Genomic DNA, 15817 nt, shown 5'->3' with positions numbered 1-15817 from the left:
TGCCGCGACCGAGCAACAGACCAAGCCGACACTGATGTTGCTGGACGGCAATTCGCTGGCCTTCCGGGCGTTCTACGCGCTGCCCGCGGAGAACTTCAAGACCCGCAGCGGCCTGACCACCAACGCGGTCTACGGCTTCACCGCCATGCTGATCAACCTGCTGCGCGACGAGGCCCCGACGCACATCGCGGCGGCGTTCGACGTGTCGCGCCAGACGTTCCGGCTGGAGCGCTACCCGGAGTACAAGGCCGGCCGGTCGGAGACGCCCGACGAGTTCCGCGGCCAGATCGACATCACCAAGGAGGTGCTCGGCGCGCTGGGCATCACGGTGCTCGCCGAGGCCGGGTTCGAGGCCGACGACCTGATCGCGACGCTGGCCACCCAGGCCGAAAACGAGGGCTACCGGGTGTTGGTGGTCACCGGCGACCGCGACGCTCTGCAGCTGGTCAGCGACGACGTGACCGTGCTGTACCCGCGCAAGGGCGTCAGCGAGCTCACCCGCTTCACCCCGGACGCGGTCGTCGAGAAGTACGGGTTGACCCCCACGCAGTACCCCGACTTCGCCGCGCTGCGCGGCGATCCCAGCGACAACCTGCCCGGGATTCCCGGCGTGGGGGAGAAGACCGCGTCGAAGTGGATCGTCGAGTACGGCTCGCTGCAGGGCCTGGTCGACAACGTCGACTCGGTGCGCGGCAAGGTGGGCGACTCCTTGCGCGAGCACCTGGCCAACGTCATCCGCAACCGCGAGCTCACCGACCTCGTCAAGGACGTGCCGCTGGCGCAGACCCCGGACACGCTGCGGTTGCTGCCGTGGGACCGCGACCAGATTCACCGCCTGTTCGACGACCTGGAATTTCGGGTGCTGCGCGACCGGCTGTTCGACACCCTGGCCGCCGTCGAGCCCGAGGTGGACGAGGGTTTCGATGTCCGCGGCGGCGCGCTGGAGGCCGGCGAGCTGGCCGTGTGGCTGGCCGAACACAGCTCGGGCCGGCGGTTCGGCCTGGCCGTCGTCGGCACGCATTTGGCCTACGACGCCGACGCCACCGCGCTGGCCATCGTCTCGGCCGACGGCGAGGGCCGCTACATCGACACCTCGGCGCTGGACCCCGAGGACGAGGCGGCGCTGGCGTCCTGGCTGGCCGACCCCGGTCCGCCCAAGGCGCTGCACGAAGCCAAGCTGGCGATGCACGACTTGGCGGGACGGGGCTGGACGCTGGCCGGGGTCACGTCGGACACCGCGCTGGCGGCCTACCTGGTGCGTCCGGGGCAGCGCAGCTTCGCCCTCGACGACCTTTCGCTGCGCTACCTGCGCCGCGAGTTGCGCGCCGAAAACCCTGAGCAGCAACAGCTTTCGTTGCTCGACGATCCCGATGGGGTCGACGACCAGGCGGTGCAGACGCTGCTCCTGCGGGCCGTGGCGGTGCTGGACCTGGCCGACGCGCTCGACGAGGAGCTGGCCCGCATCAGCTCCACGTCCCTGCTGAGCGGCATGGAGCTGCCGGTGCAGCGGGTGTTGGCGGGCCTGGAACACACCGGCATCGCGGTGGACGTGCCGAAACTGACCGAGCTGCAAAGCGATTTCGCCGACCAGATCCGCGACGCGGCCGAGGCGGCCTACGCGGTGATCGGCAAGCAGATCAACCTCGGCTCGCCAAAACAGTTGCAGGTGGTGCTGTTTGACGAACTCGAGATGCCGAAGACCAAACGCACCAAGACCGGGTACACCACCGACGCCGACGCTTTGCAGTCGCTGTTCGACAAGACCGGCCATCCGTTCCTGCAACACCTGCTGACCCACCGCGACGCCACCCGGCTGAAGGTGACGGTCGACGGGCTGCTGAATTCGGTGGCCTCCGACGGGCGCATCCACACCACGTTCAACCAGACCATCGCGGCGACGGGCAGGTTGTCGTCGACCGAGCCGAACCTGCAGAACATCCCGATCCGCACCGAGGCCGGCCGGCGGATCCGCGACGCGTTCGTGGTCGGCGACGGCTACAGCGACCTGATGACGGCCGACTACAGCCAGATCGAAATGCGCATCATGGCGCACCTGTCCAAGGACGAGGGTCTGATCGAGGCGTTCAACACCGGGGAGGACCTGCACTCGTTCGTCGCCTCGCGGGCCTTCGGGGTGCCGATCGAGGAGGTCACCGCCGAGCTGCGCCGCCGCGTCAAGGCGATGTCGTACGGGTTGGCCTACGGGCTGAGCGCCTACGGGCTGTCCGCCCAGCTCAAGATCTCCACCGAGGAGGCCAAAGAGCAGATGGACCAGTACTTCGCCCGATTCGGCGGTATCCGCGACTACTTGCACGACGTCGTCGAACAGGCCCGCAAGGACGGCTACACCTCCACGGTGTTCGGCCGCAGGCGCTACCTGCCCGAGCTGGACAGCAGCAACCGCAACCTCCGCGAGGCCGCCGAGCGGGCGGCTCTCAACGCCCCCATCCAGGGCAGCGCCGCCGACATCATCAAGATGGCGATGATCGAGGTCGACAAGGCAATTACCGAGGCCGGGCTGTCGTCGCGCATGCTGCTGCAGGTGCACGACGAGCTGCTGTTCGAGATCGCCGAGGGTGAGCGCGAAAAAGTCGAGGCGCTGGTCCGCGACAAGATGGGCTGCGCCTACCCGCTGGACGTCCCGCTCGAGGTTTCGGTGGGCTACGGGCGAAGCTGGGACAGCGCCGCCCACTAGCCGCCCCGCTGCAGGCACAGCCCCTTTTGGGGCTTGCGCGACGGCGAAATTCGGCCGAAAATCTCGAGTTGCGTGATGTTCGCGATGCGTCGAATATGGGCGTGGCGCCCGTGGCACGCCGGTCGAGTTTGTCCAGCGTGCGCCCTGTCGAGTAGCCTCAACAGGTAAATTCCGTTTTTGTCCCTACGACCAAACCTGTCCGGAGCAACCCAACAATATGCCGAGTCCCGCCGTCACCTCGCCGCAAGTAGCCGTCAACGACATTGGCTCCGCCGAGGACTTTCTCGCAGCAATAGACCAAACGATCAAGTACTTCAACGATGGCGACATCGTCGAAGGCACCATCGTCAAAGTGGACCGGGACGAGGTGCTCCTCGACATCGGCTACAAGACCGAAGGGGTCATCCCCGCCCGCGAGCTCTCCATCAAGCACGATGTCGACCCGAATGAGGTCGTTTCCGTCGGTGATGAGGTCGAGGCCCTTGTTCTCACCAAAGAGGACAAAGAAGGCCGTCTGATCCTGTCCAAGAAGCGCGCCCAGTACGAGCGCGCCTGGGGCACCATCGAGGCACTCAAGGAGAAGGACGAGGCCGTCAAGGGCACCGTCATCGAGGTCGTCAAGGGCGGCCTGATCCTTGACATCGGGTTGCGTGGCTTCCTGCCCGCCTCGCTGGTCGAGATGCGCCGCGTCCGCGATCTGCAGCCGTACATCGGCAAGGAGATCGAGGCCAAGATCATCGAGCTGGACAAGAACCGCAACAACGTGGTGCTCTCGCGCCGCGCGTGGCTGGAGCAGACCCAGTCCGAGGTGCGCAGCGAGTTCCTCAACCAGCTGCAGAAGGGCACCATCCGCAAGGGTGTGGTGTCCTCCATCGTCAACTTCGGCGCGTTCGTCGATCTCGGCGGTGTCGACGGTCTGGTGCACGTTTCCGAGTTGTCTTGGAAGCACATTGATCACCCGTCCGAGGTCGTCCAGGTCGGCGACGAGGTCACCGTCGAGGTGCTCGACGTCGACATGGACCGCGAGCGGGTTTCCTTGTCGCTCAAGGCGACTCAGGAAGACCCGTGGCGGCACTTCGCCCGCACCCACGCCATCGGCCAGATCGTGCCCGGCAAGGTCACCAAGCTGGTTCCGTTCGGTGCGTTTGTGCGCGTCGAGGAGGGCATCGAGGGTCTGGTGCACATCTCGGAGCTGGCCGAGCGCCACGTCGAGGTGCCCGACCAGGTGGTCGCCGTCGGCGACGACGCGATGGTCAAGGTCATCGACATCGACCTGGAGCGCCGCCGAATCTCGTTGTCGCTCAAGCAGGCCAACGAGGACTACACCGACGAATTCGACCCGGCGAAGTACGGCATGGCCGACAGCTACGACGAGCAGGGCAACTACATCTTCCCCGAGGGCTTCGACTCCGAGACCAACGAATGGTTGGAAGGTTTCGACACCCAGCGCAACGAGTGGGAGGCCCGCTACGCCGAGGCCGAGCGCCGGCACAAGATGCACACCGCGCAGATGGAGAAGTTCGCCGCAGCCGAGGCCGAAGCGCAAACCAGTGGCGATCACTCGCCGGGCAACGGCGCGCCCGCGGAAAAGGCTGCGGGCGGCTCGCTGGCAAGCGACGCCCAGCTGGCCGCGCTGCGGGAAAAGCTCGCCGGTAACGCCTAACCACCGATGCTGCGCATCGGGTTGACCGGTGGCATCGGCGCCGGGAAGTCGGCGCTGTCCGCCACCTTCGCTGAATGCGGTGGCGTCATCGTCGACGGCGATGTCATCTCCCGGGAGGTCGTCCAACCGGGCACCGAGGGCCTTGCCTCGCTGGTCGAGGCCTTTGGTGAAGACATCCTGCAGGCGGACGGCTCGCTGGATCGTCCGGCCTTGGCTGCCAAGGCTTTTGCCGACGACGAGGCGCGCAAGAAGCTGAACGGGATCGTGCATCCGCTGGTGGGCAAGCGGCGCGAGGAGATCATCGCGTCGGTGCCGGAGGACTCGGTCGTCGTCGAGGACATCCCGCTGTTGGTGGAATCCGGTATGGCGCCGATGTTTCCGTTGGTCGTCGTGGTGAACGCTGACGTCGAGCTGCGGGTGCAACGACTGACCGGGCAGCGCGGCATGCCGGAAGACGACGCCCGTGCGCGGATCGCGGCGCAGGCCGACGACGATCAGCGTCGCGCCGTCGCCGACATCTGGCTGGACAATTCCGGTAGCCAAGAAGAACTGGTCGAACGGGCCCGCGACGTGTGGAATCACCGAATCGTGCCGTTCGCCCACAACGTGGCCGAGCGCCGCGTCGTGCGGGCGCCGGCGACGGTGGTGCCCGCCGACCCGACCTGGCCGGACCAAGCGCGGCGCATCGTCGCCCGATTGTCGACCGCATGCGGACACAGGGCGTTGCGGGTGGACCACGTCGGGTCGACGGCGGTGCCCGAATTCGACGCCAAGGACGTCATCGACGTCCAGGTCACCGCCGAATCGCTGGCCGTCGCAGACGAACTCGCCGAGGACCTGCTGGCGGCCGGCTACCCGGGCATCCCGCAGATCGACCGCGACGAGGCAAAACCCGGGGCCCGCAGCACGGTCGACGAATTCGACCACAGCGACGATGCGGCGTTGTGGCACAAGCGGATTCACGGGTCGGCCGATCCCGGACGCCCGACGAACGTGCACATCCGGGTGAACGGCTGGCCCAACCAGCAGTTCGCGCTGTTGTTCGTCGACTGGCTCGCGGCGAACCCGCAGGAGCGCGCGGGCTACCTGGCCGTCAAGGGTGCGGCCGAAGAGGACGCACACGGCGACACCGCGGCCTACGCCGACGCGAAGGAGCCGTGGTTCGCCGATGCCTACCGGCGGGCCTGGGAGTGGGCCGATTTCGCCGGCTGGCGGCCCTAGCTTTCGTGGGCGGCGGCGCTAGCTCGGGCCGCCCACCGGTGCACCGCACTGCAGCGCACCGTTATTGGGGTCGGCGTTGCCCGCCGCCGGCCTGACCATCTGGTCGACCTGCGCGAAAACGTTGTCGTCCACGTCGATCTCGCAGTGCACGTTCGCCGCGTACGGAAAATGCAGCACGATCCGTAGCCCGGCCTGCGCCGGATCCGGCAACACCGTGTTGGCCTCGAAGGCGTTGCCCGGCATGGACGGAAGGTTCGTGGTGCTCGTCTGGCCGGCGTTCGTGACGAAGGTGGCCTGGCTGCCGGTGGTCAGCGCATCGATTCTGGCGCGGTAGGTGATGTTGTGCAGGTCCGCGTGTGCGGTCGCCGGAAACAATTGGGAACCGGCCGCGATCACCGTCGCGGCAACGACGGGCATCCGTCTGCGGGCGCGAAAACTCATAGTTGCAGAGATTACGCCCAGCGCCATCGGCTTCACCAGCGACTACGGCTGGCCGTCGTCGCGCTTCATCAGCAGCCAGGTTTCGTCGTTGCCTTCGCGGATGCGGGTGAGTGTGAAGCCGCCGCTGAGCTTTTCGCCGTGCAGCCAGAAAGACAGGTGGCCGCGGGCGAGGCCGTCGCGCATCTCCCGTTGGGTTCCGTTAATGTACGTGCCGCGGTCCCAGTCGGCGACGCCGACGGCGCCATCGAGTCGCTGATCCTCGGTGCGACGCGCCATCCGCCGGTCCCTGGGGTTGGTCGATGGGCCGCTGGATATCGCCCAGGAGACCAACACGCCGTCGATCTCGAGGCGCAGGGCGTAGTGATCCTCCCGCGCGGGATCGCGCTGGATGACGAACAGCGTCCCGGTTTCGCTGCCCGGACGCTTTCGCCCCCGAAGTCTCAACGGCATACCGGAGACTTACCCGAGCACCGGTCGCAGAAACTGGCCGGCAACCGCGCCTAGGTCTCGCGCCAGTGCAGTTCCATGCCGTACGCGGTCAGCCAACGCTGCAGCTCATAGCCGTTCCGGGCCAGGCCGTCGACGGCGTCCACCGCGCGGGTCACCGCTCGCTCGGCGACCTCGGCGGCCAGCAGGCCGTGCCGGACCGCATCGAGCAGCTCGTCGACGTCGGCCAGCCGCGCCGCCGAGCCGGTGCTCACCTCGATGTCGAGGTAGTGGTCCTCCGAGCGCCAGATGTCCTGGGCCGGTGTGTATTCGCCGACATCGAGGTAGTAGTCGTGATCGCGCTCATGGCCCGGGTTGTAGTGAAACACCGTGGCGCGCAACCCGAGCGACGGCAGCAGCCACGACTCGAGGTAATGGAACTGGGCGCGGCCCGGCGTCGGCCGGGCAAGGTAGAGCCCCCACGGCTGCACCACGTATTCGTCGACGGCCCGGACAATGCCCTTGGGGTCGGTGTTGGTGCGGGCCAACAGATCAAAGGTTTCGTGCTTGGGCGGATGGATGGCCTCACCTCGTTTCAACGACGCAGCCGGATCTTCCATCGGACAAAGGCGAAATAGACTAACGACAGGGCGGCCAGCATTCCTATGTCGAGCAGCCAGATCTTCGCGGTGTGCTGCCAGAAGCGGTCCTGGGCGAGCACCGATTCGGGAACCAGGTGCCGCACGTCGACCGTCGAGGCCGCCGCGGCGTAGCCCCACCGCGCGGGCATCGAGAACGACAGTTGGTCGAGACCGAGCCGCCCGGTCACCGGGACCATCCCGCCGCACAGCACCAGCTGCGCCATCACCGCCACCACGAACAGCGGCATGATCTGCTCGCTGGAGCGCACCAGCGACGAAATCGCCAAGCCCAGGATGGCCGACGCCACGCAGGTGGCCGCGACGGTCGCGAACAGCTCGACGGTGGCCGCGACCGTCCCGTGGCCTAGCAACAGGCCGCCCCGGGCCGGTGCGCTCTTGCCGATCACCACGATCGCGGTGATGATCGCCGACTGCACGATCGCGAAGCCGCAATAGACCGCCGTCTTGGCGAGCAGATACGCCGATGTGGACAGGCCCACCGCCTGCTCACGCTGGAAGATGGCGCGCTCGCCGACCAGGTCGCGGATGGTCAGCGCGGTGCCCATGAATGCCGCGGCGGGCATCAGCAGGGCCAGTATCTGGGCGGACTCGTCGGGTGTGCCGGCGCCTGCGCCGGGCAGATGGAAGCCGTTCGAGCCCGGCACCGTCAGCGACAGCGAGCCCAGGATGAACGGCAACAGCGCCAGGAAGAAGAAATAGGCGCGGTCGGACACCACCAGGCGGACCTGCCTGCGGGCGATCGTCGAGATCTGCCGCCGCAGGCTGGTGTGCACAGGTTCGCCGAGGTCGCTCGGCTCGCTCGCCGCCGGTTTCGGCCGCTTCTGCGCCTCGCTCTGTTCCAGGAAGCGCCGGTTGGCCTCCTCGGGATCGGCGCCCACCTGGGTGAAGATCTTGGCCCAGTTGGTGGTGCCCATCGCGTCGCCGATCTGGTCCGGCCGGCCGCAGTAGGCGGTCTTGCCGCCGGGTGCCATCAGCAGCACCTGATCGCAGACGTCGAGGTAGGACAGCGAGTGCGTCACGACCAGCACCACCCGGCCCGCGTCCGCCAGCTGGCGCAGCATCGTCATGACCTGCAAGTCCAGGGCGGGATCCAACCCCGACGTCGGTTCGTCGAGGATCAGTAGCGACGGCCCGGTGAGCAGCTCGAGGGCCACCGAGGCGCGCTTGCGCTGCCCGCCGGAGAGTTTCTCGACGCGGGTGTCGGCGTGCTTGGTGAGGTCGAGTTCCTCGAGCACCTGGGTGACGACCTGTTCGCGGTCGGCCTTGCTGGTGTCGGGCGGCAGCCGCAGCTCGGCCGCGTAGCCGAGCGCCTGGTTGACGGTCAGCTGCCGGTGCACGACGTCGTCCTGCGGGACCATCCCGATCCGGCTGCGCAACGACGCGTATTCGGAGTGGACGTCGTGGCCCGCGAACGTGACCGATCCCGAACTGGGCGTGGTGTATCCGGCGATCAGCCTGGCGAGCGTGCTCTTGCCCGCACCCGATCCGCCGATGACGGCGGTCAGCGTCCCCGGCCGCGCGGTCAGCGAGATGTTGTCCAGCAGCTGCTTGCCGTTGTCGACGACGTACTTGACGTCGCGCACCTCGAGGCCGCCGGTGCGCGTCGCGGCCTCGGCGCCCTGGACCAGGGTGCCGTTGTGGAACAGCAGGTCGACGTTGCCGATGGTGACCACGTCGTCCTCGGTCAGGATCGCCGAGCCGACCCGAGTGCCGTTGACGAACGTCCCGTTGATGCTGTTGTCGCGGATCTCGGTGCCCAGCGGCGTGGGGATCAACGTCGCGTGCTGACGCGAGGCCAGGACGTCGGAGACGACGATGTCGCACTCGGCGGCGCGCCCGATCGTGAGGGCGCCCGCGGTGCCCGCCGCCGACGAGGAGCGCGGCGAGAGCAATTTCACAAACCTCGTCGCGAGGTTCGACACGTCGGCCGTCTTGGCGTCGATCATCGTGATCTCGTTCGGCGGCGTCGGCTCCGGCGGGGCCGCGGCCTGATCCTCGGCGGGCGGCGCCTGCTGCGGCCTGGCCGGCGAACCGGCGTTGACCACGGTGAGCTCGTCGGGCGGTGTGCCCCGCGGCGGCAGCGGCGGCCTGGCGGGCGGTGTTCGCGGCGGTGGCGGGGCACTTCGCGGCGGCGGCCCGGAGGCTGGCATTTGGGGACCGCGCGGCGGCTGCCGGGGTGGGGCGGGCCGCGGCGGCGCGGGATTCGGCCCACTTCGGGTGTGAATTGTGGGCTGGCTCACGGTATCGCGACCGGACGGCTGCTCGGGCATCGCGGACCACGCGATCGTGGGCGGGCCGCCGTCGGCCGTCGACCTGCTCCGCACGGGCGGATCGGTGCGGCCCTGCTCCGGCCCGATCGCGAACGTCAATCGAGGTCCCTGCGGGTTTCCGATGTGGATGCTCTGCCCGTCGTGGATGTCGATGACCGGCATCCGGTACCCGTTGAGGTACGTCCCGTTCAGCGAGCCGTTGTCGATCGCCAGCCAGCGGCCCTGGTCGAAGCGCACGATCAGGTGCGCGCGGGATATCCGCGGGTCAGGGATCCGCAGGTCGGCATGCGCATCCCGCCCCACGACCACCTCGTGGCCTGCGGCGAAAGAACGTTGGGACCCATCGAGCCGGATCGTTAGGACAGGAGGGGCGGGTCGACTCACTACTCAAGTATCGGTCCGCCGTAGCAGTGCTCTCCATTGGACTCGCCTGTGACTTAACTTTGTGTCGATCCGGGCCCCTCACAGCCGGCTCATAGCCTGCAGCGGCCTGCCGCCTATCCGCATCGGGCATGATTCGAACGTAGGGGTGTAGGAGGGGATCGGTCCGGGACGCCCGCCGCGAGATTTCCGGCGTGTCCATAAGACGGCAACGGAGCCGCGTTCCGGTGCACGAATCCCGGATATCGCGCAGCGCATCAGGTCGCCGCGGTGTCTGCATGCAAGCTTGAGACACGAGGGGGAGCCGTACATGGATGAGCGAAAGGCCCAACGCCTCGGCGCCGGGCGCCGACTGCTCAGCAACCCACGACTGAGCCGCCAGGCGCTGCGCGCCGGCTTCCAGTCACTTCCGTCCGCGACGGCCGGGCACAGGTTCCGCCGGGGTGCCGCGGTCACCTCCAATCCGCGCTCCGCGCAGCCGAATTCGGCTGCCGACGGGAGTCCGGGGGCCGTGGCAGCCGTGATGGCCAATGGCGCCTCCTTCGGGGGTTACACCATCTTGCGGCCGCTGGGCGCCGGCGGGATGGCCGAGGTTTACCTGGCCCTGCACCCGCGGCTGCCGCGTCGCGACGTCATCAAGGTGCTCGCCGAGGCCATCACTGCCGATCCGGAATTCCGCGAACGATTCAACCGGGAAGCCGATCTGGCTGCCACACTTTGGCATCCGCACATCGTCGGTGTCCACGACCGCGGCGAGTTCAACGGTCATCTCTGGATCTCTATGGACTATGTCGAGGGCACCGACGCCGCGCGGCTGGTCAAGGAGCGCCACTGCGACGGCATGCCGATCCATGAGGTACGCGCGATTCTGCACGCCGTGGCGGGCGCGCTCGACTACGCACACGACCGCGGCCTGCTGCATCGCGATGTCAAGCCCGCCAACATCCTGCTCACCCATCCCGAGGATGGCGAGCGGCGAATTGTATTGGCGGACTTCGGCGTTGCGCGCCACCTCGGCGACATCAGCGGCATCACCGAGACAAACGTCGCGGTGGGAACGGTCGCCTACGCCGCTCCCGAGCAGCTGACGGGTTCCAACATCGACGGCCGGGCCGACCAATATGCCTTGGCCGCAACGGCTTTCCATCTACTGACCGGTGCACCGCCGTTCCAGCATTCCAACCCGATCGCGGTGATCAGCCAGCACCTGCACCAGGATCCGCCGCGGCTCAGCGATTCCCGCCCGGATCTGGCGCACCTCGACGACGTCTTCCTCAAGGCCCTCGCCAAGCGGCCCGAGGACCGCTTCGAGCGGTGCCGCGCGTTTGCGGCCGCCGTCAACGACGAGCTGGACGTGGTCGCCGAGGCCGGCCGGAACGTCGCGTCGATCGCGTCGCACCGGCGGCGCGGGGTCCGCGGGCTGGCGGGCGCGATGTACCAACGGTATTCGTCGAGGACCCGCTGGGCGACCGCGTTGGTCTGCGCGGTGCTGATCGCGGTGGCCGCGACGTGGTCGGTGCTCTACTCCTTCCAGCCCGACGCGTCGCAGCCCAATCCCGCGCTCGCCTCCAAGCCGTCCGCGCCCGCGGCGAGCGCCGCACCGGCCAGGCCCGGCGGACGGGCGTTGAACGGCACCTATCAACTGACCTATGACCAGAGCAAGCGGACCACCAACGGGGTGGCCATCCGCCAGGACGGCGCCGACACCAACTGGTGGGCGTTCCGTTCCGCATGCACGAGCAACGGGTGCGCGGCCAGCGGCACCCAGCTCGACGACGCCACGCATCAGGTGGCCAGCACCACCGACGGCGGGCAGTCTGACTCGCTGCGTTACGTCGCCGGGTACTGGCAGGGCGCGCCGCAGCAGGAGCGGTTGGGCTGCGTGCAGCCGAACGGCCAAGTCCGGGCCACCCAGCAGGAGACGGTTGCGTGGTCGTTGGCCCCGCAGTCCGACGGCACGCTGCGCGGCACCGAGACCCAGACCGTGACGACCAACGAGTGCGGGGCCCAGGGGGCCGTGGTGCGGACACCCGTCGTCGCGACCCGGGTCGGCGACGTGCCGCCCGGCGTGCCGCTGGCCGACCCCGCCCAGGTGCTCAACACCTCGACGACGGCGGCCCACCCGGCGCCGCCGGTGCTCGGAGGGGTGTGCAGCGACGTCAACAAGCTGGCCTACGACCCGACCAACAACGAGCAGGTGGTCTGCGAGGGCAACGCGTGGGCCAAGGCGCCGATCACGACCGGCGTGCACGCCGCGGGCAGCTCCTGCGACCGCCCCGGCACCTCGGTGTTCGCGATGTCCACCTCGAACGACGGCTACCTGCTGCAATGCGATCCGGTCACCCGGACGTGGACGGGCCCGACCGCGTAGGCCACGGCCGGCGCCGGGCCACCTGTCGGTGGACGGCTCTACCCTGGTGGCATGGCTTTCGCGACTGAACATCCGATCGTCGCGCACTCCGAGTACCGCGCGGTCGACGAGGTCGTGCGCGCGGGCGGCCGCTTCGAGGTGGTCAGCTCGTACGCCCCGGCCGGTGACCAGCCGGCCGCGATCGACGACCTGGAGCGCCGGATCCAGACGGGGGAGCGCGACGTGGTGCTGCTCGGCGCCACCGGCACCGGCAAGTCGGCGACCACCGCGTGGCTGATCGAACGGCTGCAGCGGCCCACGCTGGTGATGGCACCCAACAAGACGCTGGCCGCGCAGCTCGCCAATGAGCTGCGAGAGATGTTGCCGCACAACGCGGTTGAGTACTTCGTCTCGTACTACGACTACTACCAGCCTGAGGCGTACATCGCCCAGACCGACACCTACATCGAAAAAGACAGCTCCATCAACGACGACGTGGAGCGGTTGCGGCATTCCGCGACGTCGTCGCTGCTGTCGCGGCGCGACGTGGTGGTGGTCGCGTCGGTGTCGTGCATCTACGGCCTGGGTACCCCGCAGTCCTACCTGGACCGGTCCGTCGAGTTGCAGGTCGGCACCGAGGTGCCCCGCGACGGGCTGCTGCGGCTGCTGGTCGACGTCCAGTACACCCGCAACGACATGTCCTTCACCCGCGGCTCGTTCCGGGTGCGCGGCGACACCGTGGAAATCATCCCGTCGTACGAAGAGCTGGCGGTGCGCATCGAGTTCTTCGGCGACGAGGTCGAGGCGCTGTACTACCTGCACCCGCTTACCGGCGACGTCGTCCGCCAGGTCGATTCGCTGCGGATCTTCCCGGCCACCCACTACGTTGCCGGCCCGGAACGGATGGCGGCGGCCATCTCGACCATCGAGGAAGAGCTGGCCGCGCGGCTCGCCGAGTTCGAGGGGCAGGGCAAGCTGCTCGAGGCGCAGCGGCTGCGGATGCGGACCAACTACGACATCGAGATGATGCGGCAGGTCGGATTCTGCTCGGGCATCGAGAACTATTCGCGGCACATCGACGGCCGCGGGGCGGGCACGCCGCCGGCGACCTTGCTCGATTACTTCCCGGAAGACTTCCTGCTGGTCATCGACGAGTCGCATGTCACCGTGCCGCAGATCGGCGGCATGTACGAGGGCGACATGTCGCGCAAGCGCAACCTCGTCGACTACGGCTTCCGGCTGCCGTCGGCGGTCGACAACCGCCCGCTGACCTGGGAGGAGTTCGCCGACCGGATCGGGCAGACGGTATACCTGTCGGCCACCCCGGGCCCCTACGAGCTGAGCCAAGCCGCAGGTGAGTTCGTCGAGCAGGTCATCCGGCCGACCGGCCTGGTGGACCCGAAGGTCGTGGTGAAGCCGACGAAGGGGCAGATCGACGACCTGATCGGCGAGATCCGCAAGCGCGCCGAGGCCGACGAGCGGGTGCTGGTCACGACGCTGACCAAGAAGATGGCCGAAGACCTCACCGACTACCTGTTGGAGATGGGTATCCGGGTCCGCTACCTGCACTCCGAGGTCGACACGCTGCGCCGGGTGGAGCTGCTGCGCCAGCTGCGGCTCGGCGACTACGACGTGCTGGTCGGCATCAACCTGCTGCGCGAGGGCCTGGACCTGCCCGAGGTGTCGCTGGTGTCCATTCTCGACGCCGACAAGGAAGGCTTCCTGCGCTCGTCGCGCAGCCTCATCCAGACCATCGGGCGCGCGGCCCGCAACGTCTCCGGCGAAGTGCACATGTACGCCGACAAGATGACCGACTCGATGAAAGAGGCCATCGACGAGACCGACCGGCGCCGGGCCAAGCAGGTCGCCTACAACGAGGCTCACGGCATCGATCCGCAGCCGCTGCGCAAGAAGATCGCCGACATTCTCGACCAGGTCTACCGCGAGGCCGACGACACGGAGTCCGTGGAAATCGGCGGCTCGGGACGCAACTCGTCCCGGGGCCGACGCGCGCAGGGGGAGCCCGGCCGCGCCGTCAGCGCCGGCATCATCGAGGGCCGCGACACCGCCAGCATGCCGCGCGCCGAGCTGGCCGACCTGATCAAGGACCTGACGGCGCAGATGATGGCCGCCGCCCGTGATCTGCAGTTCGAGCTCGCCGCCCGGTTCCGCGACGAAATCGCCGACCTGAAAAAGGAATTGCGCGGGATGGACGCTGCCGGCCTGAAATGACCGGCACCGCAAGCGATACCGGCACCTGGCGCGAGCTGCTGGGCAAATACCTCGGAACCTCGATCGTCCTGGCCGGCGGCGTCAGCCTGTACGCCACCAACGAGTTCCTGACCACCAGCCTGCTGCCCAGCACGGTCGCCGAGATCGGCGGCAGCCGACTGTATGCCTGGGTGACCACGCTGTACCTGGTCGGCGCCGTGGTCGCCGCGACCAGCGTCAACACGATGCTGCTGCGCGTGGGCGCCCGCGCCTCGTTTCTGGCCGGGCTGGCGGTCTTCGGCGTCGCGAGCGTGGTCTGCGCGGCCGCGCCGAACATGGAGGTGCTGATCGCCGGACGCACCCTGCAGGGGGTGGCCGGCGGGCTGCTGGCCGGGTTGGGCTACGCGCTCATCAACGCCGTGCTGCCCCGGTCGCTGTGGACGCGCGGCTCGGCGCTGGTCTCGGCGATGTGGGGCGTGGCCACCTTGGCCGGGCCTGCGCTCGGCGGCCTGTTCGCGCAATTCGGGTTGTGGCGGTGGGCATTTGGCGTACTGGTGATCCTCAGCGCCCTGATCGCCGCGCTAGTGCCTGCGGCGTTGCGGGGCGAGAGCGGCGACCCCGGCACCGACGCGGCGGAGACCTCGCTGCGCAGGGTGCCGATCTGGTCGCTGCTGCTGATGGGCGCGGCGGCGCTGGCGGTCAGCGTCGCGCAGCTGCCGCACAACCGGCTGGCGACCGGCGGCCTGCTCGCCGCGGGGGCCGCGTTGATCGGGGTGTTCGTCGTCATCGACTGGCGGATGAACGCGGCGGTGTTGCCGCCCAGCGTGTTTGGCCGCGGGCCGCTGAAATGGATCTACCTGACGATGGGGATCCAGATGGCCGCGGTGATGGTCGACATCTACGTGCCGTTGTTCGGCCAGCGGCTGGCGCATCTGACGCCGGTGGTGGCGGGGTTTCTGGGTGCGACGCTGGCCATCGGGTGGACGCTCGCCGAGCTCATCAGCGCGTCGCTGAGCGACGTCCGGGTCATCGGCCGGGTGATCGCCGTCGCCCCGCTGCTGATGGCGTCGGGCCTGGCCCTGACGGCGGCGACGCAGCGCATCGACGCGCCGGCCGGGATCATCGTGGTCTGGGGCATCGGATTGCTCGTCGGCGGAATCGGTATCGGGATGGCGTGGCCGCATCTGTCGATGCGGGCCATGGATTCGGTCGACGATCCCGCGGAGAGCGGCGCGGCGGCCGCGGCGATCAACACCGTCCAGCTGATCTCCGCGGCGTTCGGTGCCGGGCTGGCGGGCGTGGTGGTGAATACGGCCGGGGGTGGCGACCTGGCGGCGGCGCGTTGGCTCTACGTCGTCTTTGCGGTGCTGGCCGGTTGCGGCGTCCTGGCGTCGTTCCGCGCGGCCCGGCGACACGTGCCCAGCTAGTCCACATCCTCGTCGGCGCCAGGAACCGCGATCACCCCGTCGAGGGCGGCGCAGGTCGCTGTCGCGCTGC

Annotated in this window: 10 protein-coding genes; 6 read left to right on the top strand and 4 right to left on the bottom strand. The window is 68.5% G+C overall.

The features are described 5' to 3' along the window. Positions 1 to 34 precede the first annotated feature (34 nt). The 3 genes from polA to coaE all read left to right on the top strand — a co-directional run bounded on the left by polA (position 35) and on the right by coaE (position 5579). Complete coding sequence (gene polA, locus MRAB57_RS24095; RefSeq protein ID WP_173814052.1) at positions 35 to 2695, top strand: DNA polymerase I; 2661 nt, start codon at positions 35 to 37, stop codon at positions 2693 to 2695. Between the two features lie 217 nt (positions 2696 to 2912). Continuing rightward, positions 2913 to 4358, top strand: a complete 1446-nt coding sequence (gene rpsA, locus MRAB57_RS24090; protein WP_077089577.1) for a 30S ribosomal protein S1 — start codon at positions 2913 to 2915, stop codon at positions 4356 to 4358. A gap of 6 nt (positions 4359 to 4364) precedes the next feature. Continuing rightward, on the top strand, positions 4365 to 5579 hold the full coding sequence (gene coaE, locus MRAB57_RS24085) for a dephospho-CoA kinase (RefSeq protein ID WP_077089576.1): 1215 nt from the start codon (positions 4365 to 4367) through the stop codon (positions 5577 to 5579). Positions 5580 to 5597: 18 nt separating this feature from the next. On the opposite strand, the gene MRAB57_RS24080 is transcribed toward coaE, so the two are convergent. Genes MRAB57_RS24080 through MRAB57_RS24065 form a run of 4 tightly spaced genes read right to left on the bottom strand, consistent with a single transcriptional unit; the run spans position 5598 to position 9762 of the window. Continuing rightward, complete coding sequence (locus MRAB57_RS24080; protein WP_077089575.1) at positions 5598 to 6020, bottom strand: hypothetical protein; 423 nt, start codon at positions 6018 to 6020, stop codon at positions 5598 to 5600. 42 nt (positions 6021 to 6062) lie between these two features. Beyond that, positions 6063 to 6470, bottom strand: coding sequence for a DNA polymerase ligase N-terminal domain-containing protein (locus tag MRAB57_RS24075; protein WP_077089574.1), 408 nt, complete (start codon positions 6468 to 6470; stop codon positions 6063 to 6065). Between the two features lie 50 nt (positions 6471 to 6520). Further along, the gene (locus MRAB57_RS24070) at positions 6521 to 7027 is read right to left on the bottom strand and encodes a ribonuclease FAU-1 family protein (protein ID WP_245836125.1); all 507 of its coding nucleotides are present in this window, start codon (positions 7025 to 7027) and stop codon (positions 6521 to 6523) included. A gap of 14 nt (positions 7028 to 7041) precedes the next feature. Then, positions 7042 to 9762 (bottom strand): ATP-binding cassette domain-containing protein, encoded by a 2721-nt coding sequence (locus tag MRAB57_RS24065; RefSeq protein WP_083743516.1) that lies wholly within the window; start codon positions 9760 to 9762, stop codon positions 7042 to 7044. Between the two features lie 307 nt (positions 9763 to 10069). Here MRAB57_RS24065 and MRAB57_RS24060 point away from each other — a divergent pair, with 307 nt between their 5' ends. The 3 genes from MRAB57_RS24060 to MRAB57_RS24050 are packed head-to-tail and all read left to right on the top strand — an operon-like array spanning position 10070 to position 15747. Beyond that, entirely contained in the window at positions 10070 to 12130 is a 2061-nt protein-coding gene (locus tag MRAB57_RS24060; RefSeq protein WP_077089572.1) for a serine/threonine-protein kinase, read from the top strand. Positions 12131 to 12181: 51 nt separating this feature from the next. Beyond that, on the top strand, positions 12182 to 14341 hold the full coding sequence (gene uvrB, locus MRAB57_RS24055; protein ID WP_077089571.1) for an excinuclease ABC subunit UvrB: 2160 nt from the start codon (positions 12182 to 12184) through the stop codon (positions 14339 to 14341). Next, entirely contained in the window at positions 14338 to 15747 is a 1410-nt protein-coding gene (locus MRAB57_RS24050) for an MFS transporter (protein WP_077089570.1), read from the top strand. The genes uvrB and MRAB57_RS24050 overlap by 4 nt, the downstream gene beginning before the upstream one ends. Positions 15748 to 15817: the final 70 nt, after the last annotated feature.

This window comes from Mycobacterium rhizamassiliense, assembly GCF_900157375.1.
In the GTDB taxonomy this organism is placed as follows: Bacteria; Actinomycetota; Actinomycetes; order Mycobacteriales; family Mycobacteriaceae; genus Mycobacterium; species Mycobacterium rhizamassiliense.
This window is presented reverse-complemented; position numbering and strand designations above follow the sequence as displayed.

What these genes read in the sequence shown, in the direction of transcription:
- polA (WP_173814052.1), top strand. Translation starts at nt 35, where the DNA reads ATGTTGCTGGACGGCAATTCGCTGGCCTTCCGGGCGTTCTACGCGCTG.
- rpsA (WP_077089577.1), top strand. Translation starts at nt 2,913, where the DNA reads ATGCCGAGTCCCGCCGTCACCTCGCCGCAAGTAGCCGTCAACGACATT.
- coaE (WP_077089576.1), top strand. Translation starts at nt 4,365, where the DNA reads ATGCTGCGCATCGGGTTGACCGGTGGCATCGGCGCCGGGAAGTCGGCG.
- MRAB57_RS24080 (WP_077089575.1), bottom strand. Translation starts at nt 6,020, where the DNA reads ATGAGTTTTCGCGCCCGCAGACGGATGCCCGTCGTTGCCGCGACGGTG.
- MRAB57_RS24075 (WP_077089574.1), bottom strand. Translation starts at nt 6,470, where the DNA reads ATGCCGTTGAGACTTCGGGGGCGAAAGCGTCCGGGCAGCGAAACCGGG.
- MRAB57_RS24060 (WP_077089572.1), top strand. Translation starts at nt 10,070, where the DNA reads ATGGATGAGCGAAAGGCCCAACGCCTCGGCGCCGGGCGCCGACTGCTC.
- uvrB (WP_077089571.1), top strand. Translation starts at nt 12,182, where the DNA reads ATGGCTTTCGCGACTGAACATCCGATCGTCGCGCACTCCGAGTACCGC.
- MRAB57_RS24050 (WP_077089570.1), top strand. Translation starts at nt 14,338, where the DNA reads ATGACCGGCACCGCAAGCGATACCGGCACCTGGCGCGAGCTGCTGGGC.